The 20,661-nt window shown below is 64.2% G+C and carries 22 protein-coding genes and 2 tRNA genes; 8 read left to right on the top strand and 16 right to left on the bottom strand.

The genetic code is table 11. From position 1 onward, the window contains the following. Positions 1–87 precede the first annotated feature (87 nt). Positions 88–885 carry a class I SAM-dependent methyltransferase gene (locus GC088_RS02075; protein ID WP_416377486.1) on the top strand — a complete coding sequence of 266 codons (798 nt, stop codon included), beginning with the start codon at positions 88–90 and terminating at the stop codon, positions 883–885. Between the two features lie 24 nt (positions 886–909). Here the strand turns inward: GC088_RS02075 and GC088_RS02070 are convergent, their stop codons facing one another. Together GC088_RS02070 and GC088_RS02065 are read right to left on the bottom strand one after the other, a co-directional pair. Then, positions 910–1,233, bottom strand: coding sequence for a DUF2516 family protein (locus GC088_RS02070; protein ID WP_323960262.1), 324 nt, complete (start codon positions 1,231–1,233; stop codon positions 910–912). A gap of 16 nt (positions 1,234–1,249) precedes the next feature. Beyond that, a complete protein-coding gene (locus GC088_RS02065; protein WP_323960261.1) occupies positions 1,250–2,404 on the bottom strand; it encodes a trans-sulfuration enzyme family protein in 1,155 nt (384 codons plus the stop codon). Positions 2,405–2,545: 141 nt separating this feature from the next. On the opposite strand from GC088_RS02065, the gene tmk reads away from it, so the two are divergent. The 5 genes from tmk (at position 2,546) to GC088_RS02040 (ending at position 7,112) form a co-directional block, all read left to right on the top strand. Beyond that, entirely contained in the window at positions 2,546–3,190 is a 645-nt protein-coding gene (gene tmk / locus GC088_RS02060; RefSeq protein ID WP_323960260.1) for a dTMP kinase, read from the top strand. After that, on the top strand, positions 3,187–4,350 hold the full coding sequence (locus GC088_RS02055; RefSeq protein ID WP_323960259.1) for a DNA polymerase III subunit delta': 1,164 nt from the start codon (positions 3,187–3,189) through the stop codon (positions 4,348–4,350). Before tmk ends, GC088_RS02055 begins: the two co-directional genes overlap by 4 nt. Then, positions 4,347–5,888 carry an alpha/beta hydrolase gene (locus GC088_RS02050; protein WP_323960258.1) on the top strand — a complete coding sequence of 514 codons (1,542 nt, stop codon included), beginning with the start codon at positions 4,347–4,349 and terminating at the stop codon, positions 5,886–5,888. The genes GC088_RS02055 and GC088_RS02050 overlap by 4 nt, the downstream gene beginning before the upstream one ends. Before the next feature lie 78 nt (positions 5,889–5,966). Further along, positions 5,967–6,039: transfer RNA gene (locus tag GC088_RS02045), tRNA-Thr, on the top strand. A 98-nt stretch (positions 6,040–6,137) separates the two neighbouring features. Beyond that, the gene (locus GC088_RS02040) at positions 6,138–7,112 is read left to right on the top strand and encodes a tyrosine-type recombinase/integrase (RefSeq protein ID WP_323960257.1); all 975 of its coding nucleotides are present in this window, start codon (positions 6,138–6,140) and stop codon (positions 7,110–7,112) included. Between the two features lie 111 nt (positions 7,113–7,223). On the opposite strand, the gene GC088_RS02035 is transcribed toward GC088_RS02040, so the two are convergent. From GC088_RS02035 to GC088_RS01970, 14 genes are all read right to left on the bottom strand, one after another. Beyond that, positions 7,224–7,580, bottom strand: a complete 357-nt coding sequence (locus GC088_RS02035) for a hypothetical protein (protein ID WP_323960256.1) — start codon at positions 7,578–7,580, stop codon at positions 7,224–7,226. Next, positions 7,577–8,041: a DUF4145 domain-containing protein gene (locus GC088_RS02030; protein ID WP_323960255.1), complete on the bottom strand. Its 465-nt coding sequence runs from the start codon at positions 8,039–8,041 to the stop codon at positions 7,577–7,579. Before GC088_RS02030 ends, GC088_RS02035 begins: the two co-directional genes overlap by 4 nt. Before the next feature lie 497 nt (positions 8,042–8,538). Beyond that, complete coding sequence (locus tag GC088_RS02025) at positions 8,539–9,120, bottom strand: hypothetical protein (protein ID WP_323960254.1); 582 nt, start codon at positions 9,118–9,120, stop codon at positions 8,539–8,541. 8 nt (positions 9,121–9,128) lie between these two features. Beyond that, the gene (locus tag GC088_RS02020) at positions 9,129–10,277 is read right to left on the bottom strand and encodes a zinc-dependent alcohol dehydrogenase (protein ID WP_323960253.1); all 1,149 of its coding nucleotides are present in this window, start codon (positions 10,275–10,277) and stop codon (positions 9,129–9,131) included. 84 nt (positions 10,278–10,361) lie between these two features. Beyond that, the gene (locus tag GC088_RS02015; protein ID WP_323960252.1) at positions 10,362–12,266 is read right to left on the bottom strand and encodes an amylosucrase; all 1,905 of its coding nucleotides are present in this window, start codon (positions 12,264–12,266) and stop codon (positions 10,362–10,364) included. 49 nt (positions 12,267–12,315) lie between these two features. After that, positions 12,316–13,380, bottom strand: coding sequence for a lactonase family protein (locus GC088_RS02010; RefSeq protein WP_323960251.1), 1,065 nt, complete (start codon positions 13,378–13,380; stop codon positions 12,316–12,318). 104 nt (positions 13,381–13,484) lie between these two features. Continuing rightward, a complete protein-coding gene (locus tag GC088_RS02005; RefSeq protein WP_323960250.1) occupies positions 13,485–14,324 on the bottom strand; it encodes an aldo/keto reductase in 840 nt (279 codons plus the stop codon). A gap of 66 nt (positions 14,325–14,390) precedes the next feature. After that, positions 14,391–14,846: a hypothetical protein gene (locus GC088_RS02000; protein ID WP_323960249.1), complete on the bottom strand. Its 456-nt coding sequence runs from the start codon at positions 14,844–14,846 to the stop codon at positions 14,391–14,393. A gap of 6 nt (positions 14,847–14,852) precedes the next feature. Then, the gene (locus GC088_RS01995; RefSeq protein WP_323960248.1) at positions 14,853–15,500 is read right to left on the bottom strand and encodes a bacterial proteasome activator family protein; all 648 of its coding nucleotides are present in this window, start codon (positions 15,498–15,500) and stop codon (positions 14,853–14,855) included. A 36-nt stretch (positions 15,501–15,536) separates the two neighbouring features. Beyond that, positions 15,537–15,785: a hypothetical protein gene (locus GC088_RS01990; protein ID WP_323960247.1), complete on the bottom strand. Its 249-nt coding sequence runs from the start codon at positions 15,783–15,785 to the stop codon at positions 15,537–15,539. 111 nt (positions 15,786–15,896) lie between these two features. Then, on the bottom strand, positions 15,897–16,073 hold the full coding sequence (locus GC088_RS01985) for a YbdD/YjiX family protein (RefSeq protein ID WP_323960246.1): 177 nt from the start codon (positions 16,071–16,073) through the stop codon (positions 15,897–15,899). Next, positions 16,073–18,370: a carbon starvation CstA family protein gene (locus tag GC088_RS01980; RefSeq protein ID WP_323960245.1), complete on the bottom strand. Its 2,298-nt coding sequence runs from the start codon at positions 18,368–18,370 to the stop codon at positions 16,073–16,075. Before GC088_RS01980 ends, GC088_RS01985 begins: the two co-directional genes overlap by 1 nt. Before the next feature lie 151 nt (positions 18,371–18,521). Further along, the gene (locus GC088_RS01975) at positions 18,522–18,761 is read right to left on the bottom strand and encodes a hypothetical protein (protein WP_323960244.1); all 240 of its coding nucleotides are present in this window, start codon (positions 18,759–18,761) and stop codon (positions 18,522–18,524) included. Positions 18,762–18,853: 92 nt separating this feature from the next. Beyond that, entirely contained in the window at positions 18,854–19,831 is a 978-nt protein-coding gene (locus GC088_RS01970) for an NAD(P)H-quinone oxidoreductase (RefSeq protein WP_323960243.1), read from the bottom strand. Positions 19,832–19,918: 87 nt separating this feature from the next. Here GC088_RS01970 and GC088_RS01965 point away from each other — a divergent pair. Then, positions 19,919–20,006, top strand: a tRNA-Ser gene (locus GC088_RS01965). Between the two features lie 100 nt (positions 20,007–20,106). Then, complete coding sequence (locus GC088_RS01960; protein WP_323960242.1) at positions 20,107–20,616, top strand: septum formation family protein; 510 nt, start codon at positions 20,107–20,109, stop codon at positions 20,614–20,616. Positions 20,617–20,661 lie beyond the last annotated feature (45 nt).

The following is a 20,661-nucleotide window of genomic DNA, read 5'->3' as shown; positions in this document are numbered from 1 at the left end:
TGCCGTATCCGAACGTCCCGGGGCACACGTGTTGGAGATTGGGACGCTTCGTTACCCGCGGCAGGCGGCATACGGCAGACTGAAACAGTGCCTGGAGGAAGAACCGCGAAGCCGGTGGGAGCAATCACCCGCGGTACCACCAACCCCAACAGGCTCCGGCGGATGGACCGTTGGCTAGTTGGGCCGCAACGGTGGCGCATCCGATCCGCTTCCGACCCTCTCGTGGTGGACCTGGGTTACGGCGCGATGCCGGTGACCGCCGTCGAGCTGTTCACCCGCCTGCGGAAGGTTCGCGGCGACGTCGAGGTGGTGGGCGTCGAGATCGACCCCGCCCGCGTCAGCGCCGCTCGCCCGCTCGAGCGCCCGAGGCTGCGGTTTGTCCAGGGCGGGTTCGAGTTGCCGCTTGAGGGGCGGCGCCCCGTCGTCGTGCGTGCGTTCAATGTCCTGCGCCAGTACGGCGAGGACGAGTACCAGGCCCACTGGGACCGGGTGCGCAGTCGTCTGGCTCCGGACGGACTTTTCATCGACGGCACCTGCGACGAGATAGGCCGGCGGGCAACCTGGGCAGCGATCGATGCCGACGGCCCGCTGTCTTTGAGTATCTCGCTGCGATTCGGGGCGTTCGACCTTCCCTCGGATGTGGCTGAGCGCCTGCCGAAAGCGCTGATCCACCGCAACGTGCCGGGTGAGCGTGTGTTCGACTACCTGCAGAGCCTCGACCGGTGCTGGCTCGACGCCGCGCCGTTGGGATCCTTCGGGAACCGCCAGCGCTGGCTGGGGATGTGTGCGGCGATGGTTGCGGCGGGCTGGCCAATCCTTGACGGACCGTCGCGGTGGCGCCTGGGCGAGATTACCGTCGCCTGGCCGGCCGTAGCGCCGGGCTAGCGATCACCGCGCCGGGCCAGGGAATCACCAGGGGCCGTAGGGGCCGCCGCTCCCCTGAACTTCACTGACGGCAGGCTTGACGTCGGCGAGATACACCGAGGCCGCGATGATGGCTGCGAGCTGTAGGAGGCCGAACAGGCCCACGCCGCCAGCCCAGGCAGTCAGCGCACCGACGGCAGCCGCACCGCCGGTCATGCCCAGCCAGAAACCCTTGGTGCGCTTAAACGTTGCTTCGAAGGACGCAGGATTGCGCCGGGCGCAGTCTGAAAGCGCCCACAGTTCAATGCCCAGCGCGAGCAGGGCAAGACCCTTGTACAGCCAGAACTCGGTGAACAGCACAATCTCCACTGCTCAAGCCTAACGGCTAGCGGCCCACTGACGTGAGTGCCTGGTCGAGGTCTGCCCACAGATCCTCGACATTCTCGATTCCGACAGAAAGGCGGACGAGCGCCTCCGGGACTGTGAGCGGCTCGCCGGGCTGGCGCCGTCGTCGTTCAATGAGTGACTCAACCCCTCCCAGCGAGGTGGCCGGCAGCCAGATCCGGACGGCCGCAACGAGCGCGTCGGCAGCTTCCCGCCCACCGGCGGTCTCGATGCTGATAATTCCGCCATATCCCTTGAGCTGGGCTGTGGCCCGCTCATGTCCGGGATCCTCGGGGAGGCCCGGATAGCGCACGAGCTCCACTGCAGGGTGTGCCTGCAGGCGGCGTGCGAGCTCCAGGGCGTTGGACTGGCTGCGCTCCATCCGCAGGGCTAGGGTGCGCAGGCCGCGCAGCGCCAGCCAGACCTCGAACGGCCCGGCGATCGCTCCATGCAGGGTGCGGTGGGTGGTGAGCTTTGTGCGCAGCTCGGCGTCGGAGGTTACCAGCGCGCCAAGAACGACGTCGGAATGGCCGGCCAGGTATTTGGTCACCGAGTGGAGTACGACGTCGGCACCGTAGTCTAGCGGCCGGCACACCAGCGGGGTGTTGAAGGTGTTGTCGACGACGACGACGGCTCCGGCGGCGTGCGCCGCGTCGGCGAGGACGGCCGTCTCGGCCACCTCGAGCATGGGATTGGTGGGGCTTTCGAGCCAGAGCATGCTGGCGCCATTGAGCTGCGCAAGCACCTGAGCGGTGTCCGCGATGTCCACTTGCCGAACCGAGAACCGTCCGCGGGCTTCCTCTGCGAGCGCGAGCGAGACGGACCCACCGTAGGCGTGGCGTGGGATAACGACGACGCCGCCCGTGGGCACGAGCGACAGTGCGGCCGCTGCTGCCCCCAGTCCGGAGGCGAAAGCCAGCGCCGGCAGGGATGCGCCCTCGAGCTGGCCGAGCGCCTCCTCGAAGGGGTCCCAGGTGGGGTTGGACATCCGGGCGTAGATGCGGTCGGCACTCGTGGGGGCCACCGTCTCATGGAAGGTGGAGGAGAGGACGATCGGTGCATTGACCGGAGAATCGTGCTCCCGAGGCGGGCGGCCGGCGGCCACGGTCAGCGTGTCGGGGGCAAGGTGGGCGGAGTGTCCGCTCAGGTCGGTCATGGAATTAGGGTACGGCGCGTGCATCCCGGAATCAGAACCGTGACTGCACTGTCCCCTGCCGTCCGCCGCACTGTCCACTGAGCCGTCCACATCGGGTAAGCCCCGGAGCGGAGTGTCAGCGGGAGTCGGTAGGCTGATCCAGTGACCAACACTCCCCGCCAGTCCCCAGGGTTCTTCATTGCCTTTGAGGGTGGAGACAGCGCCGGCAAGTCAACGCAGGCGGGGCGGCTGGCAAGGGAGCTTGAGTCCCAGGGCCACACGGTGGTACGCACCCGTGAGCCCGGCGGCACCGAGATCGGCGAGAAGCTGCGCTCGCTGGTGCTGGAGCACGGACACGGACACATCGATGCGCGAACTGAGGCCCTGATCTTCGCGGCCTCGCGCGCTGCCCACGTCCATCAGGTGATCCTGCCCGCGCTGGAGCGTGGCGACGTCGTCATCTGCGACCGCTACATCGATTCCTCTGTGGCCTACCAGGGCGTAGGGCGTGGCCTCGGTGCGGCCAGTGTTCTGGACATCAATCTTTGGGCAGTCGAGGGGCTCCGGCCGGATCTGACCGTGCTGCTGGACGTGGATCCCTTCGAGGGCCGCGGCCGCAGGACCTCCACAGCCGAGGCGGAGGACCGGATGGAATCCGAGCCCGACTCCTTCCATGAGCAAATCCGCGCGGCGTTCCGGGAGCGCGCGGCGTCGGATCCTTCCCAGTACCTGGTGCTCGATGCATCCGAACCCGTGGACCTTCTGGCTGCAGCGATCGCGGGTGCGGTGAAGGAACGCCTGGCATGAGCGTCTGGACTTTCCTTACCGGCCAGGCGGCGGCGGTTGAACAGCTGCGCCGCGCCGCCACAGCCGAACAGCCGAGCCACGCCTGGCTCTTCACCGGACCGCCGGGGTCCGGGCGCTCCAACGCGGCGCGCGCCTTCGCCGCCGCTCTGCTGTGCGACCGCGAGGACCGAGCCGAACGCGGCTGCGGGACGTGCAAGTCCTGTACGACGGCGCTGGCCGGGTCGCATGCGGACATCACCAATGTGACAACCGAGAAAGTCACGATCAGCATTGACGAGGCTCGGGAGCTGGTGCGGAAGGCACAGGACAAACCTGCGACCGGCCGCTGGCGCGTCATCATCGTCGAGGACGCCGACCGGATGCAGGAGCGCAGCACCAACGTGCTGCTCAAGGCGATCGAGGAGCCGCCGCCGCGCACCGTCTGGCTGCTCTGTGCGCCAAGCCCTGGGGACGTGTTGGTGACTATCCGCTCGCGGTGCCGCTCCGTCAGCCTTCGCCTTCCCCCGGTCGAGGCCGTCACGGACCTGCTCGTGCAACGCGACGGAATCGATCCGATTGTCGCCGAGGCCGCCGCGCGCGCTGCCCAGAGCCACATCGGCGTGGCGAAGCGCCTTGCCACCGATCAGGAGGCCAGGGAGCGCAGGAACCAGATTGTTCGACTGCCTCTCAATCTTCGCAACGTTGCCGGAGCGATGCGCGCTGCAGCAGACCTTGTGAAGCTCGCAGAAGCGGAAGCGCAGAGTTCCTTCGAACAGCGCGACGCCGAAGAGAAGGCCGCCCTGCTGGTCTCCCTCGGCGCGCCCGAGTCCGGCACCCTCCCGCCGGCCATCCGCGCCCAGGTGAAAAGACTCGAAGAAGAGCAGAGCCGTCGGGCCAAGAGGTCGAAGAACGACTACTTCGATCGTGCGCTCACCGATCTCACTTCGTTCTACCGGGACGTGCTCATGCTGCAGCTCGGCGCCTCGGGGCATCTGGTCAATGAACCGCTGCGGCCTGAACTCGAGCGGTACGCAGAGCACGGCACTCCCGAGCAGACACTGGACCGTATTGAAGCCATCAACAAAGTGCGCACGCGGATCGTTGGATCCAATGTTGCCCCTTTGCTGGCCATTGAAGCGATGGCCGTGAGCCTGCTGCCCGAAAAGGACTACTCTTCGTGACTGCATCTTCCCCCGGACGCCTCCGCGCCCCGCGCGGGGTGGTCGCCGCCGCCGTCGTCGGTTTGCTGCTGTCCGGCTGCGTGCCGGGCGGAGCGGACACCGGCACGGCTACCGCTCCACCTGAGGCTATCGGTGAAGTGCCTCAGAACCTCCGCGAGTTCTACGAGCAGGAAGTCACCTGGGAGGAATGCGAGGACGGCTTCACCTGCGCCAACGTTGAGGTGCCGCTGGATTACAACGACCCGGGCCGGGAGTCGATCGAGATTGCCGCCGTCCGGTTGGAGTCCTCGGGTGACGCTCAGGGTTCCCTGCTGGTGAATCCCGGCGGCCCCGGCGTGTCGGGCTACGACCTGGTCCAGTTGGGATCCCAGAAGTTCAGCGGCCTGCTCCGTCAGTCCTACGATCTGGTCGGCTTCGATCCCCGGGGGGTGCAGCGATCGGCGCCCGTGGAGTGCCTGACGGATGAGGAGCGCGACAAGGCGCGCGAAGAAACGTTCCCGCCGGACGCCACGGACGCTGAAGCGCTCGAAATCCTCGAGGCGGATTCCGCGGAGTTCGCCCAGCTGTGCGCTGAGCGGACCGGCGAAGTGCTCGCCTACGTGGACACCGTCAGCGCAACGAAAGACCTCGATATCCTCCGCGCACTGGTGGGTGACGAGAAGCTGAACTACATGGGCTTCTCCTACGGAACCATGCTGGGAGCAACGTATGCCGGCCTCTTCCCCGAGAAGGTGGGACGCTTCGTGCTCGACGGCGCAATGGATCCGTCCCTCAGCGCCGCGGAGATCACGGAAGGCCAGGTGCGCGGCTTCGATGCGGCGCTGCGCAGCTACGTCGCCGACTGCCAGACAAGCAGCGAGTGTCCCCTGCCGGGAGACGTGGAGGAGGGCGTCGCCGTCGTCGACGAACTGTTCGAGTCGGTGGAAGAGAGCCCCATGACCGCCAATGACGGCCGGCTCGTGACGGTAGGCACGCTATTCCAGGGATTCGTGTATCCGCTGTACGAGAGCAAGAGCTGGCCTGCGCTCACCGGCGCACTTACCCGGGTGCTGCAGGGCGATCCAAGCGACATTCTCCGGATCGCTGATCTCAGCGCCGGACGCGAGCAGGACGGAACCTACTCCAACAACTCATCGGCAGCCTTCACCGCCATCAACTGCCTGGACTACCCGATGTCCGCGGAACCCGCGGAGATGGACCAACAGGCGGCAGAGCTGGAGAAGCTGTCCCCGGTGTTCGGCGAGTACCTGAGCTACGGAGCAGTGTCCTGCGAGAACTGGCCGCATAAGCCGGTCCATGAGCCTGCACCCGTGAGCGCTCCGGGCGCGCCGCCCATCCTCGTGATCGGAACAACCGGCGACCCGGCTACTCCTTACGAATGGTCGGTGGCCCTGGCTGAGCAGCTCGAATCGGCCGTCCACGTCACCTGGGAGGGAGAAGGCCACACGGCCTATGGCCGCGCCGGCTCCTGCATCGACAACATCGTGGATGGCTTCCTGGTGGAGGGCACAATGCCCGACGACGGCGCGCGCTGCTGATTTTGACCGCTGAGCTCAGGCTCTTATACAGTTGTGCCTTGTGGAATGAGGCCCGATCACGGGAATCACCCGCAACCAGCCTCCTTAGCTCAGTCGGTAGAGCGTCTCACTCGTAATGAGAAGGTCGCCAGTTCGATTCTGGCAGGAGGCTCCGCGAAGCCCCTCGGAACCGTTGAGTTACCGGGGGTTTTTCATATCGCCCATCATGCAGGCCCGCCGTTCGGGTATCTCATACTCCCCCTCTTTCCCTTGAAGGCCGTCACTTTTTCGTCACCTCAAGCAACGCCACCACGATCGCGCACCAGCGGTGCTACCGGTCGCAAGGCCGCAAGCCCCAAGACGGTGGACAACTACGCGCGCTTCTACCGCAATTATGTGCGTCCCCGCTGGGGAGCGACGGTTCTCACCAACGTGTCCTATGACGACACCGCGTCCTGGATCTCTCAGCTTAAAGGGCGAGACGGTCGAGCAGCCGGCGTCACGACGCGCCGCGAGGTCGCACTGTTATTCGGGCGACTAATGGGTTTCGCCGTGAAGCGCAGACTGCTGCCAACCAATCCCACCAAGGATCCGACTGGCAGTACCGATTACGTACCGGGAAAGCAAAAATTGCGAGAGCATGTCTACCTAACCATGCCGCAGTTGGTATCGCTCGCCCTCGCATCCGGTAAGCATTCCTTGTTCATAATGCTCGCTGGAACATGCGGGCTTCGATGGGGTGAGATCACTGCGCTCGTTGCCGAAGACGTGCGAATAGGAGATCGTCCTTCCATCGCTATCACGAAGGCATATGTAGAGGTTGGAGGAAAGCTACTTCTTGGACCCACGAAAGGTGGGGAGAAGCGAGTGGTTCCCGTTCCTCGGATACTCGCCGATCGAGTTGCAGAACTGGTTTCCACCCGCTCCCCCGGCCAGCGACTGTTCAGCAGTCCGCAAGGCTCGGTGATGCGGAATAACACTTGGACTCGACGGCACTACGCCCGTGCCATCGCTACCGTAACCGAAGCTGATCCCACCTTCCCCCGTCCAACTTTCCACGACCTGCGCCACACTGCGGTGAGTCTAGCCATCAGTGCTGGTGCCAACGTGAAGGTCGTTCAACGAATAGCTGGCCATGCCTCCGCAACCATGACGCTCGACACCTACGCTGGGCTTTTTGATGACGACCTGCACGATAGCGCGAGCCGCCTGAATGACACCATCACACTTAACGGGTGGGCTTGAGAGACCCGAGCAAGATCCACAGTTGAGGCGAGAAGGTGAGCTTGAGCCACCTTCTACGACTTACCCACGCGTTTGCACCAGTCGGGGGCGCTAGCCCTTAAGCAAGTCGCCTTACTCCAATGACCCAAATTTTTCAGCGCCACGGCTAAGCTTCTTGGCTTCGCGGGAATGAACGGCGAACAACATCAGAAAGGAGAAAATCACAAGTCCAAGGAAGGCGTACATGGCTGCGACTTCGTTGAACTCAATAAGTCCCGAGACATGATTACGATCGCCCCGATACACGCGGTGAACACAAACAACCACAGCCGTGAGCCCAAATCCCGTTAGAACCCATCTGACGAGGACGATGACCCGTCGCAACCATAACCTCATCGACGAGAGATCGACGAAGGCGGCTTCCACATTGATGAGAACCACAAATACAGGTATGACCTGAGCAAGTAGAGACGCTACCTCGACGTTCATGCGTGAGAGCCGATGTCGCGACGGGCTAAGCGACGTTCGCGAGCGGCAGCCAGCCTGGCAGGACTTTGGTAGACCTCGTTGAGTATCTCGTCCATAAGAGTCAGCACTTCCGCCGAGTCCTCCTCTACAACCGGTATGTCCAAGTCGCCGTGCGCCATGTCGTTGCCGAAGTGGCGAATCTCATGCGCTTCCTCTTTGACATGCTCACGGATGAACTCCCGCGCGCGAAGTTCCTCAATCTTCGGCTGGAGGCCGCGCACACCGATCCCCTTGTCCTTGGCTGTGGCCTCAATAACTGTGCGAGCCATCAGGATGGCCGACATGTAGTTCCCGATGCTGTGTCCACGGTGAGCTTCACCAGCCGCTTTGGCAATGGCTTGCGGAACATCTGCAGGGGCTTGTCCCTCAACGTACTGGGGTGCCCATACATCGGGCTTCTGCGTAATCCAGAAATCGCTCATGTTCACGGCGTCTTGACCACCTGGGCGCTGAAGGTAGGAACCTGAACCGATGCTCAACCGTCGGCATTCATCGCATCGGAACACGCCCTCGACGATATAACTTTCCGGGGTAGCCGTAATCTGAGCCGTCCCGTACGGTGTCATATGCGTGAAAGTGCCACACCATCCGCACTTATTCGTAGCCACTGAATCCCCCGTTACTACTCTTCGGTACTTGTCCCCACGCCCGCGCAATTGATTCGCTGCCGAGAAAGCCAGTCTAACGGCGGGAACGGCTCCTGCTGAGCTCGTCCAGAACCAAGGCTCGAGCTGTGACATTCCCTGTCATAGGAGTCAGTTCCAAAGGTGCTATGTCACTTTTTCGTCACTTCTGCGGGGAAATCCCCAGAGCTCACCGAGGGAAACAACCTCACTCGTAATGAGAAGGTCGCCAGTTCGATTCTGGCAGGAGGCTCTTTTTGTGCCCGGGATCTGGTGCCCGCACTGGCCGGTCCACTCTAGGCGCGTCTTCTCGCGATCCTCTTGCCCACGAGCACGGCCACCCCGGCTGCTGCTACCCATGGTCCGCCGACGATCAGGGGATCAATCCACTGGTGGTTGATGTCGGACCTCCCGACCCCGAACCGGGACGCAAGCCCGCGCCGCCGCGGCTCCGACAGGATGCCTGTCTCTGTGATCGGGTTGTCCGGTTTCGTTGACGCGAAGGATCGGAGGTGGCTCTCCCACGCATCGACCCGGTCCCCGAGGATGAGCAGGAGCCAGTGCGCGGCGCGTCCCTCGCTGAATGATGAGTAGGCATATCGCCGGATCATCCCTGACGCGCCCTTGAGCGGCACCGAGGTACCGAACACCGGCGGAACAGCTTCGTGCTCAATCGACCGTTCCCGGTTCTCACGTCCGGGCTGCGGTTCCGGCACGTCCCAGTGGGCGCCGGTAGCCGCCGGATCGAACCGCTCCCGCGGGAACGACGGCCGGTCGGCGGGGTCAAGATCTGCCCCCCATCCGGGAATGCGGGCCTTCAATTCTTCCCGCGTTTCACCGTTCTTCTGCTTGTTCGCGACGTAGGGCGTTGAATGCACGGCTCCTCCTAGGTCCCGCTCGGCACGATCAGCGGCTTGATGCAGTTATCCAGCTTGGCCGAGAAGATGTGATACCCCTCGGCGATATGCTCCAGCGGTATTCGATGGGTGACAATCTCATTGGGCTTCAGATACCCGTTCCGGATGTGCTCCAGCAACCGCGGCCACTGACGCTTCACCGGACACTGGTTCATCCGAAGCGTCAGCCCCTTATTCACCGCGTCTCCGAACTTGACCGCGCTGAAGATCGGGCCGTAGGCGCCCACCACTGAGACGGTCCCGCCCTTCCGGACCGAATCAATCGCCCAGTTCAGCGCGATGGGCGAACCTCCCTGGAGCTTAAGCTTTGTTCCGGTGACGTGCTGCAGGAAATTGCCGTCGGCCTCGGCTCCGACCGCATCGATCACGACGTCGGCCCCGAGGTAGTCAGTGGCCTTCTTCATCTCCACCACGATGTCGTTGTACTCGTTGAAGTTGTATGTCTCCGCGTGTGCGAAGGTCCGCGCCTTCTCCAACCGGTACTCCAGTTGGTCCACAACCAGAACCCTGCCCGCCCCCATCAGCCACGCCGACTTCGCCGCGTAGAGGCCAACCGGCCCGGCACCGAAGACGACGACGGTGTCCCCCTCGACAATGTCACCCAACTGCGCGCCGAAGTAGCCGGTGGCCAGTGCGTCCGTCATAAGGAGGGCATCTTCCTCATCGAGCCAGTCCGGAATGAGAGAGGGCCCCACGTCCGCGAAAGGCACACGCACGAACTCAGCCTGACCGCCGTCGTACCCTCCGGTGGTGTGCGAGTAGCCATAGATCCCGCCCACTGCCGTCGCGTTCGGGTTGACGTTGTGACAGTTCGAGTAGAGCCCGCGCGCACAGAAGTAGCAGGATCCGCAGTAGACGTTGAACGGCACCATCACCCGATCCCCCGGGTTCAGGCTGCGGACGGAACTGCCGACTTCTTCCACAACGCCGATGAATTCGTGCCCGAAAGTGGTTCCTACGCGGGTGTCCGGAATCATGCCGTGGTAGAGGTGCAGGTCGGAGCCGCAGATGGCCGCCCTGGTTACCCGAACGATGGCATCGTTCGGGTGCTCGATCCTGGGAATGTCCTTTTCCTCGACGCGGACCTTGTACGGTCCCCGGTACACCATTGCTCGCATCGCTGCCTCACTGTGGGCTACCTGTCCGAAATAGTAAGCATACTGTCGAACAGCCCCGGTGGATAGCGGAACCGTTTTGGATCATCAGCGGACCGGTCTGACCCGCAGCCAGCGGAAGCTGCGCGGATCCAGTTGCACCCCTCCCCCAATCCGCTCGGGGGCTCCGGTCAGCAAATTCTCCGCGGCACCATCGAAACCCGACAGCGTTTCTGCGGAAATCACCTGCTGCGTATCGGCGAAGTTGGCGAGGACCAGCACCACGGAATCATGCGAGGGCCGCTGGTAGCCCAGCACATGGCGGTTGTGCGTTTCGAAGCCCACGAGGTGGGTGCCGGCGAACTCGGGCGTGGCCGACCGCACCTCGATCATGCGCTTCAGGCCGGCAAAGACCCTGCCCTGCGGCGTCCGCGGATCGGAGCGTTGGGCGTACGACTCGACCGGATAGTTCGGCCGGTGCACCCACCGGCTGTCGAACTCGTGGCCGGGTTCGTCGGCATACGTGTAGTCGTTGCTCTGTGCGACCTCGTCACCCAGGTAGATCAAGGGGACCCCGCCCGTACTGAGGATGATGGAGTGGGCAAGGAGGATGCGCTCCACCGCCGCGGAAGGCTCCTGTTCCAGCCCAAGGAGTGACGCCGTCGTTCCGGAGATCCTGCAGTCACCGGTCTTCGGGTTGTCCTGGAACGGCACTCCGTGGGCAAAGCTGCCCGGGAAGCGATTCACGTAGAAGGAGTTCAGGAAGCGCCTGTGTCCGAAGCCGTTGATGCCGAGCTCTGCGGCGTCTTCGTCGGCGAAGGTCCAGCCGATGTCATCGTGGCTGCGCACGTAGTTGACCCAGGAGGTGCCTCCCGGGAGGTTGTGCCGTCGTCGTAGCGCCTGTGACAGGAGGGATACGTCCCGGGTGGCCATGGACTCCCAGATCAGCGCCATCTGGAGGGGGTTGTAGGACAGCTGGCACTCCCCCGGGTCGATGTACTCGGCAACCTGGTCGGGGTGCACGATAGCCTCGGATTTGAAGAGCAGGGAGGGTGCTGCGAGCCTGCAGACGGCGTTAAATGCCTTCAGCAGCAGGTGGGCCTGCGGCAGATTCTCGCAGGCGGTTCCGAGCTGCTTCCAGATGAACGCGACGGCATCCATGCGGAGGATGCTGATGCCCTGGTTGGCCAGGAACAGCATCTCCTCCGCCATGGCGCGGAAGACTTCCGGGTTGGAGTAGTTCAGGTCCCACTGGAAGGTGTGGAAGGTGGCCCAGACCCAGCGTCCGTCGTCGAGCTGGACGAACGAACCGGGATGGTCCTCCGGGAAAATCTCACGCACGTTGGCTTCGAACGCATCGGGCATGGTGCGGTCAGGGAAGATCCAGTAGTAGCCGCTGTGGCGCTGGTCCCCCTGAGCTGCCTTGACAGCCCACTCGTGTTCATTGGAGGTGTGGTTGAAGATGAAGTCCACCACGAGGCTGATGCCCTCGCTTCGCAGCTCCGCGGCCAATTCCCGGAGCTGCTCCATGGTGCCCAGCTTCGGATTGACCTCGCGGTAGCTCGAGACCGCATAACCGCCGTCGGACAGCGGTTCCGGCGCCAGGAACAGCGGCATCAGGTGGAGGTAGGTGAGCCCCAGCTCCTTGAAGTACGGGATGCGTTCCCGTACCCCGTCGAGGTTCCCGGCGTACCTGTCCACGTAGCAGACGCCGCCGAGCATGTCATTGCCGAGGAACCACGCGCCCTGGCGTTCCCTTTCGGCGTCGAGTTCCTTCAACTCGGCCGAGCGTGCAGCCCATGACCGCGCGGCAAGCAGCACCAGCTGCGTGAGTTCGTCCAGGCAATCGGCGCGGTCGCCGTACAGCTCCTCAAACAACCGGTGCAGTGTGGGGAAATGCTCGTCGAACCGCCGGTTGAAGTCGGACCAGTCGATTCCCTCGGATCCGCTACCGCTCCGCACTGCCTCCCGGATACTGCTGCTAGCGCCGTCCAGGTTGTGCAGATCAGTCATGGGTCCTCCAGCCGCCAGGTTTCGACCCCATCCTGCCAGACGGGAATGGCTACGTGACCGGCAGCACGCAGGAAGGCGCCACGAAGTCCAGGGATGTTACGTGCTCGGCAGACCCTGCCGGCGTCATCCTTAGCAGGTCCAGCGTGGACGAGTACTGGTTCGCGACCAGCACGAGATCCCCTGATCCACGGTTGTCCGGCACCACCGCGAAGTGACGCGGCCAGGAACCGCCAACGTGGGTGTCAGACAGATGGGACAGCGACTGATCCTCTTCGACCGCGAACACCGACAGCACGTCCGGACCACGGGACGCCACATACAGGAGGCTGCGGGTACCTTCGGAAACTCCCATCGCCAGGTGCGATGGCTGGCAGGGCTCTCCCTGCGGCACATCCTGTGCCAGCGCCCGCCGGCCCGCATGTAAAACTTCCCTTCCGTCCGCCGAGAGCACATGCAGCCGTGCGTCTAGTTCGCCGACAACGACGACGGCGCCACCCGGCAGGGTGGCCATGTGGCGTGGTCCTGTGCCCGCCGGCAACACTGCAGCAATCCCGTCGGCACCGGCGGAGGTGATCCGGCGCAGCTGATCGGTGCCCAAGTCACTCACCCAGACCGAGCCGCCACCGACGTCGTGCACATAGTGGGCGTGCGGGCCTTCCTGGCGCTCGCTATTGGGGCCCGAACCTGCGTGACGGTGCACGTCGGGATCACCGGTCGGGACGCCGTCGTCGTCCAGTTTGAAGCGGGTGACAACGCCGTCACCGTAGTTGGCCACCCACAGCGCATCAGCCGTTGCACGCAGGTGACAGGGGAAGGACCCGCCGGTCGGCGCCGTGAGCAGGTGTTCCAGGGCGCCGTTCGCGATGTTGAAGGCCGACACGCTGCCCTCGTCGCTCTCGGCCACGGCGTAAAGCACCGGCTTCGAAGGGTGCCGTGCAACGAAGGAGGGAACCGGCGTCGTAATGACCTGCCGCTTGCCGGTGAGTTGCTCGCTCCGAACATCGAGCGTCACCCGCCAGATTCCCTCGCCCGAGCCCGGCTCGCTGCCCTCTGCCTGATAACCGCCGATCCAGAAGTCGACTGAATCCTTCAGGTCCCCGCTGTCTCCGCTCATGCAGAACATTGTGCCCATATAAGGCTGTGCCCGGAAAAAGCAACGCACCGCATGCGCTGAATCCAACGCATGCGGTGCATGTACTTCCGGATGGGGCTTCCGGCTTATGCGAAGTCCGCGGTAGCGGGGTTCGCACCGATACGGCCTGCCTCGCCCTTGTCCAGCGCGTTGATGGCCTGGATGTCCTCATCGGTAAGGGTTACGTCGAGCGCGCCCCAGTTCTCGATGATTCGGGACTCGGTCACGGACTTGGGAATGACCACGCTGCCGAGGGCAAGGTGCCAGGCCAGGACAACCTGTGCCGGGGTGGCGTTGCGCTTCTCGGCGATGTCAGCCAGCACAGGGTCGTCGAGGAGGCCCTTGCCGGAGCCGAGAGGTGACCAGGACTCGTGGAGGATTCCCTTCTCGGCTTCGAAGGCGCGGAGTTCTGCCTGGTTCAGGTACGGGTGGGTTTCCACCTGGTTGATCGCGGGCACAACCCCGGTCTCGTCGATGATTTCCTGCAGAGCCTCGACGGTGAAGTTCGAGACGCCGATGGAACGGACCCGTCCGCGCTTCTGCAGTTCGATGAGGGCCTTCCAGGTGTCCACGTACTTGCCGCGCTTGGGCTGAAGCCAGTGGATCAGGTAGAGATCCAGGGTCTCGAGGCCGAGCCGTTCCATCGAGCCCTCGAAGGCTTCCAGCGTGCTCTCGTAGCCCTGATCGGCGTTCCACAGCTTGGTGGTGATGAACAGCTCGTCGTCCGTCAGCCCGGAAGCGGCGATCGCACGGCCCACACCTGCCTCATTGCCGTAGATCTTGGCGGTGTCGATGTGGCGGTAGCCCGCCTTGAAGGCGCGCCCGACGACGTCTTCCGCCGTTGCGTCGTCAACCTGCCACACGCCGTAGCCCAGTTGCGGGATGGTGCGGCCGTCGTTGAACGTCAGGTTTGGTGAGGTACTCATGTATCCCTTTCACATGCCGGATTGTTGTCCGTTGGTGGCAACTGGGCGTTGCACCGATGTATTCCGCTAGCTGGCCCCGGAGAGCAAACGTTCGGCCTCGACCACGTCTTCAGCAACCACTTCAGCCCGTCGGCGCACGTTTTCGAGTCCGGCTGACGCGATGCCCCAGCGTTCGCCGTCCAGGCGCGCCATGGCCGCAGCCTCCGCAGTTGTTGCCACAGCATTGCCTGCCCGGGACAGCGAGCGGTGGACCTGGAGCAGCGCCCCCGGAATGTCGAGCCCGTCGCTGGGTGACTGCGCCTGTGCGGCCACACACACTGCCCGAACGCGGGGCAGGAGCTGGGCCAGTTCGTTGGCGAGGGACGCGAGCTCGTTGTACACGTCGTCGTCGTCCACGCCCTCCAGGATCTGGTGGTAGCGGTCAAGGCCGCGCCGGAACCGGTCGTGCGCGCGGCGCCATACGCCGGTGCCCAACTCAGCGTCATCCCTGCGGCCCTGACGGGCCGCGGCGAAGAAAGCCACCGGATCCTAGAGGTACTGGCCGGGGCCGTGCGTATCCGGCCTCTTCTCAGGACCGGGGCGGGGACCGGCAGAGCGCCGCGGCTCGCCGTCCTCTCCCACCACAACACCGGGAGCGATCACGGTTCCGGGAGGCAGCTGCTTCAGCTGGAGCTGTGCCGCGAGCTGCTGGTTGACCATCTGCTGTGCGGCAAGCGCGGTCTGGATTCCGTGGAAGAGTCCCTCGAGCCAGCCGACCAGCTGTGCCTGCGCCACCCTCAGCTCAGCATCGGTGGGGACGGAATCATCGGTGAAGGGCAGATTGATTCGGTGAAGTTCCTCAACCAGCTCCGGCGCCAGTCCGTCCTCGAGCTCGTGCACGGACCGCTCGTGGATTTCGGCGAGGCGCGTCCGCCCGGCGTCGTCGAGTGGAGCGCTCCGTACCTCCTCCAGCAGCTGCTTGAGCATGGTGCCGATGCGCATGACCTTGGCGGGCTCGTCCACAAGTTCGGTGAGCTTCGCCGGGCCCTTTTGGCCACGGGGGCTTCCGCCGTCGTCGTCCCTTTCGGGGAGGCCGCGACCGGCGTCGAGCTTGCCGAGGAGAACAGGGCTCTCCTGATTATGTTTTGCCGCCTGCTCAGGCGTGAGGGTTGGATGCTCAGGCTGCTGTTCGGTCATACGTTTATGCTCTCACGGTGGATTGCGGGCGCAGGGTCAGCTGCCTCCGTCTTCCAGTTCTTCCTGCCTGCCCTTGTGGTACTCACCCGCCGGGCTTACCCCGGGTACCTGCTGGCCGGCGTTTAGCTGCCCGGAAGTGTAGCGGTCGTTGCTGAATTCAGGGCCGCCGTCGTTCTGTTCCTGGGGGATGTTGACGTCCTGCTGGAGGTGCTGGTCCTCGGACACTGCCTCCGGCGTGGGTTCGCCGATGTCTTCGCGAAGGTGTTCTGGGAGGTTCTCGGTCATCCACTTAGCAAACCACGGGATGATCGGTGGCCGCTAGGAGGTTGGGTGCGGATCAGGCGGCTTCGAACGTGTCGAACCCGCCTGATCCGCATGGAAGTGCCGGAGCCTGGACTAGCAGCAGCGGCCCTCGGGATTGGAGTCCTGGCGGTCCGTCTTGTCCCGCCAGAACTGCCGCTCGGTCATGGGTGGCTCTCCACTGTGCGTGGTTGCGTGATGGTCAAGATACTGCTGGTAGGCGTTCTCGCCCATCACTCCCTTGAAGAGCCAGATCAGCTCCTTGACGCTCATCAGTGACCTGCCCGTGCCGGCTTCTTGTCGTGCGGCAGTTCAGCCCACCGCGCTTCGAGCTCCTTTTCGGCCGGCGTCGGAATGAGGCCGGAAGGCGCGTAGGTGCGCGAAGGCACCGCCGGGTCCTCCATGCTGCGTCCTCCACCCGTCCGGTAGGCCTTGATGGTGGCCAGAATCGCCGTGGTAATCACGATGATGGACAGCACCACGAACACGATGGACAACGTTCCCTGGATGAACGTATTTCGGATCACCGCTTCCATTGCCTGGACCGTTGGGGCGTTGCCGAAGCTCTGCTCCCCGGCCGCGAGCGCGTTCCGGAACGCGAAGTGGTTGGCCCAGTAACCCACCGCCGGTACCGGCGAAAAGATCTTGAGGAACGACGCCGTGATGGTCACCACTGCGGCGAACGCCAAGGGCAGTGCCGGGATCCACAGATACTTGAACGCACCCTTCTTCGCACAGATCGCCATGCAGACGGCCAGCGCGATTGCGGCAAGCAGCTGGTTCGCGATGCCGAACAGCGGGAACAGGGTATTGATGCCGCCGAGCGGATCAGTGACGCCCATGATCAGGATCGCTCCCCAGCCCGCCACCATGATGGCTGTACAGAGCCAGGCGCCCACCCGCCATGAAGTGTCCTTGAAGCGGGGGACGAAATTGCCGATGCTGTCCTGCAGCATGAAGCGCGCAACGCGCGTTCCGGCGTCGACCGCGGTCAGGATGAACAGGGCTTCGAACATGATCGCGAAGTGGTACCAGAACGCCATCATGCCTGCGCCGCCGACGAGTCCCTGCATGATTTGTGCGATGCCGACGGCGAGGGTCGGGGCACCGCCGGTACGGGAGACGATGGACTCCTCGCCGACGTTCTCGGCGAGGGTGCTGAGGGCCTCGGGTGTGAGGTTCACGCCCGTGAGTCCAAGACCGTTGACGAACGCGACTGCGCCCTCGATGGACCCGCCGGTGGCAGCCGCCGATGAGTTCATCGCGAAGTAGATGCCCCGGTCAATCGAAAGGGCGGCGACCAGCGCCATGATGGCCACGAATGACTCCATCAGCATTCCGCCGTAACCGATGAAACGGGTCTGGCGTTCCTTCTCGATCATCTTCGGGGTAGTTCCCGAGGAGATCAGGGCGTGGAAACCGGAGAGCGCACCGCAGGCGATGGTGACGAACAGGAACGGGAAGAGTGTTCCCGGAACCACCGGACCGTCGGCACGTCCAGCGAACTCGCTGAAGGCGGGCACGTTGATCTCAGGGCGGACGATGATGATCGCGACCGCCAGCATGACGATGGTGCCGATCTTCATGAAGGTCGAGAGGTAGTCACGAGGGGCAAGGAGCAGCCACACGGGCAGAACCGCGGCGATGAAGCCGTAGACGATGATGCCCCAGGCGATGGTCACGCGATCGAGGGTGAAGAGTGCGACGCCCCACTCGGTCTCCGCGATCCAGCCGCCGGCAATGATGGCGAGCATGAGGAGTGCGAACCCGATCAGGGACACCTCGGTGACCTTGCCGGGGCGGAGAAAGCGCAGGTACACGCCCATGAAGAGCGCGATGGGAATGGTCATCGAGACGGAGAAGACGCCCCATGGGCTTTCTCCGAGGGCGTTGACCACCACGAGAGCGAGGATGGCCACGATGATGATCATGATCGTCAGGGTGGCGATGAGCGCTGCGGTTCCACCGATGACACCCAGTTCCTCGCGCGCCATCTGGCCGAGGGAGCGGCCGCCACGGCGCATGGAGAAGAACATGACGAGGTAATCCTGCACGGCCCCGGCCAGGATGACGCCGATGATGATCCAGATGGTTCCGGGCAGGTAGCCCATCTGCGCGGCGAGGACGGGCCCGACCAGAGGCCCGGCGCCGGCGATGGCAGCAAAATGGTGGCCGTAGAGGACCCTGCGGTCGGTTGCCGCGTAGTCCTTGCCGTCGGCCTTGTACTCGGCAGGGGTTGCCCGCCGGTCATTCGGCTGAAGGAGCTTGCGCTCGATGTACTTGGAGTAGAAGCGGTAGGCGATGAAGTACGTGCAGACAGCTGCGAAGACGAACCACATCGCGTTCACGGTCTCGCCGCGCACAATGGCGAGCATTGTCCAGCTGACGCCTCCGAGCAGCGCAATGCCTACCCAGACGGCAATCTTCAACGGCGTCCAGCCGCGGCTTTCCTGCTCGGGGTCAACCGCGGTGGGCGGCAGGTTTGGATCCTGGACGAGGACGTCGGCGTCCCCATCACCTCGGGCACGACCGGCGTCCGCACGCCCCCGCCCCTCGTATTTCTCACTCATGATGCTCCTTGGAATTGAGTGGATTAACTCATCGAAGGTAGCAATCAAATGAGTGCCAGGTCACACGAAATCGCGGCCCTCGAAGTCGGGAAGCGCCCAGCGGCTCCTCCCCTGAGATGAGTGGCGCCGTGCGGGGTACGGTGCCGCCGCGTCAGTGGGTCGGATCGTCCCGGCCGTCGCGGGAATTGGACCCTTCGCTGACACTGGAGTGCGACTCGGTTCGCGGGTCCGCACCCTCATCGGCAGTGTCCCGGTCGCTGCTGCGGACGCCGTCGTTCACCTGGTCAGCGACGTTCTCAGCCCAGCTTTCAGCCGCGCGCTCCAGCCCGGACTTGTCGTCTCCTTGCTGGGACTTTGCGTCAGGTTCGCCTTCAGCCCTGTGCTTTGCCATGATTCCTCCTTGCACTTGCAGTGGAATTCAGCTTGACACACCTGCAGGGATATACAAAGCAGCCTTATTGTCCCGTTACAAAGGAAGCGGCCTCAGCTTCCCATTCGCAGAAGCACCTTCCCTTTGTGCTGCCCGGAATCGAAGTACTCGTGCGCCTGCGCCACCTCATCCAGCGGGAAAACCCGGTCCACCGGCATCGAAAGCGAACCGTCCGCGACGAGCGGCCAGACGTGTTCCCGTACTGCGGCCATGATGGCCGACTTCTCTTCCACAGGCCGCGAGCGCAGGGTGGTTCCTGTGACGGAGGCGCGCTTGGTAAGGAGCTTGCCGAGATCCAGTTCCGCTTTCGCCCCGCCCTGCAGCCCGATGACCACAAGGCGGCCACCGACGGCCAACGCATCAACGTTCTGTCCAAGGTACTTGGCGCCGACGACGTCGAGAATCACGTCCGCGCCGCGCCCCCCGGTCGCTTCACGGACCTCGCGGACGAAGTCCTGCTCCCGGTAATTGATGCCCGCCTCGGCTCCGAGGGAACGCGCGTAGTCGAGTTTCGCGTCCGATCCCGCTGTGACAACCGTCCGCGCGCCGAGGGCGCGCGCGAACTGTATTGCCATTGTCCCGATGCCACCGGAAGCGCCGTGGATCAGCACGGTCTCCCCGCTGCGGAGACCGGCGGTCATGGCCAGGTTCGAATAAACGGTGGCCGCCACCTCCGGTAACGCCGCTGCCGCAAGGAGGTCCACGCCGTCGGGAGCGGGCAGCACCTGCCCCGCCGGGACAGCCACCTGCTCGGCGTAGCCGCCACCCGCAAGCAGTGCGTCGACGGCGTCTCCCACCTTGAATGCCGATTCGCCTGCGTCGGCGACACGGCCGGACACTTCAAGTCCCGGATATTCGGGGGCTCCGGGAGGCGGCGGGTACACACCACGTCGCTGTTGCACGTCGGCCCGGTTGAGCCCGGCAGCGACCACGTCGATCAGGACCTCCCCCTCGCCGGGACGGGGCGGTTCGACATCGGCGACCTGAAGCACGTCCGGTCCGCCGGGCTCTTTCAGCACTACGGCTTTCATGGCGTCCTTTCCGCGGATGAATCGGGATTGGAGGGTTCCACAGGGAGTTTTGTGCAGCCTGCTCCGCATGAAACACTATTCCCTTGAGGAAGGTTGTCCGAGCGGCCGAAGGAGCTGGTCTTGAAAACCAGTGGACGGTAACCCCGTCTCAAGGGTTCGAATCCCTTACCTTCCGCACCTGAGCAGAGCTCACGAAGGCACCCCGTTCCGTCAGGGCGGGGTGCCTTGTCGTTAAGTCGGCACCGGAGGGAGAGCGCATCCGATAGGCTCCGAAAATGCCCTCAACAAGAACAAGGCTGTTCCTGTCTGCTGCAGCGGTGGCCCTGGCCGCCATGGTGAGCGGCTGCAGTACGGGGAACGACGACGACACACCCCGCCCTGCCTCAGCCTCCGAAAGCGCTTCGGCCGGAAGCGCAACGGAAGGGTTGTCGGCCGGCGACCTGGAGACGGGTACCTGCATCACCGATTCCGGCACGGCTGCCGACCCCGCCGTCGAGGTTCTCCCCTGCGCGGAGGCACATGGTTTCGAAGTCTTCGCCACCACGGAACTTCCTGCCGGAGAGTATCCGGGGACGGGCGAAGCAGACGCCCAGGCACAGGAGTTCTGCCGCGAGGAATTCACTGCCTTCGTAGGGGTGGATTACGACCAGTCCGAACTGGACCTGCAGTACTTCTACCCCGTCGAGAAGAACTGGAACAACGACGGCGGCCGCTCCGTCGCCTGCCTTGCAGGACTTGCGGGAGGGGAGCTGTCCACCGGAACCCTGCGCGGCTCAGAACGCTAACCCGACAGCCTCCATTCCTCCGTTTTCCACGACGTCACCGCCTGT

This window comes from Arthrobacter sp. JZ12 (assembly GCF_035189165.1).
GTDB lineage: Bacteria > Actinomycetota > Actinomycetes > Actinomycetales > Micrococcaceae > Arthrobacter_D.
This window is presented reverse-complemented; position numbering and strand designations above follow the sequence as displayed.

Excerpts from the sequence above, each read along its gene's own strand:
- GC088_RS01960 (WP_323960242.1), top strand. The coding sequence starts at position 20,107 with ATGCCCTCAACAAGAACAAGGCTGTTCCTGTCTGCTGCAGCGGTGGCC.
- GC088_RS02055 (WP_323960259.1), top strand. The coding sequence starts at position 3,187 with ATGAGCGTCTGGACTTTCCTTACCGGCCAGGCGGCGGCGGTTGAACAG.
- GC088_RS02020 (WP_323960253.1), bottom strand. The coding sequence starts at position 10,277 with ATGCGAGCAATGGTGTACCGGGGACCGTACAAGGTCCGCGTCGAGGAA.
- GC088_RS01995 (WP_323960248.1), bottom strand. The coding sequence starts at position 15,500 with ATGACCGAACAGCAGCCTGAGCATCCAACCCTCACGCCTGAGCAGGCG.
- GC088_RS01985 (WP_323960246.1), bottom strand. The coding sequence starts at position 16,073 with ATGAGCGTCAAGGAGCTGATCTGGCTCTTCAAGGGAGTGATGGGCGAG.
- GC088_RS01990 (WP_323960247.1), bottom strand. The coding sequence starts at position 15,785 with ATGACCGAGAACCTCCCAGAACACCTTCGCGAAGACATCGGCGAACCC.
- GC088_RS02065 (WP_323960261.1), bottom strand. The coding sequence starts at position 2,404 with ATGACCGACCTGAGCGGACACTCCGCCCACCTTGCCCCCGACACGCTG.
- GC088_RS01980 (WP_323960245.1), bottom strand. The coding sequence starts at position 18,370 with ATGAGTGAGAAATACGAGGGGCGGGGGCGTGCGGACGCCGGTCGTGCC.
- GC088_RS01970 (WP_323960243.1), bottom strand. The coding sequence starts at position 19,831 with ATGAAAGCCGTAGTGCTGAAAGAGCCCGGCGGACCGGACGTGCTTCAG.
- GC088_RS02010 (WP_323960251.1), bottom strand. The coding sequence starts at position 13,380 with ATGAGCGGAGACAGCGGGGACCTGAAGGATTCAGTCGACTTCTGGATC.
- GC088_RS02005 (WP_323960250.1), bottom strand. The coding sequence starts at position 14,324 with ATGAGTACCTCACCAAACCTGACGTTCAACGACGGCCGCACCATCCCG.
- GC088_RS02030 (WP_323960255.1), bottom strand. The coding sequence starts at position 8,041 with ATGAGCGATTTCTGGATTACGCAGAAGCCCGATGTATGGGCACCCCAG.
- GC088_RS02035 (WP_323960256.1), bottom strand. The coding sequence starts at position 7,580 with ATGAACGTCGAGGTAGCGTCTCTACTTGCTCAGGTCATACCTGTATTT.
- GC088_RS02015 (WP_323960252.1), bottom strand. The coding sequence starts at position 12,266 with ATGACTGATCTGCACAACCTGGACGGCGCTAGCAGCAGTATCCGGGAG.
- GC088_RS01975 (WP_323960244.1), bottom strand. The coding sequence starts at position 18,761 with ATGGCAAAGCACAGGGCTGAAGGCGAACCTGACGCAAAGTCCCAGCAA.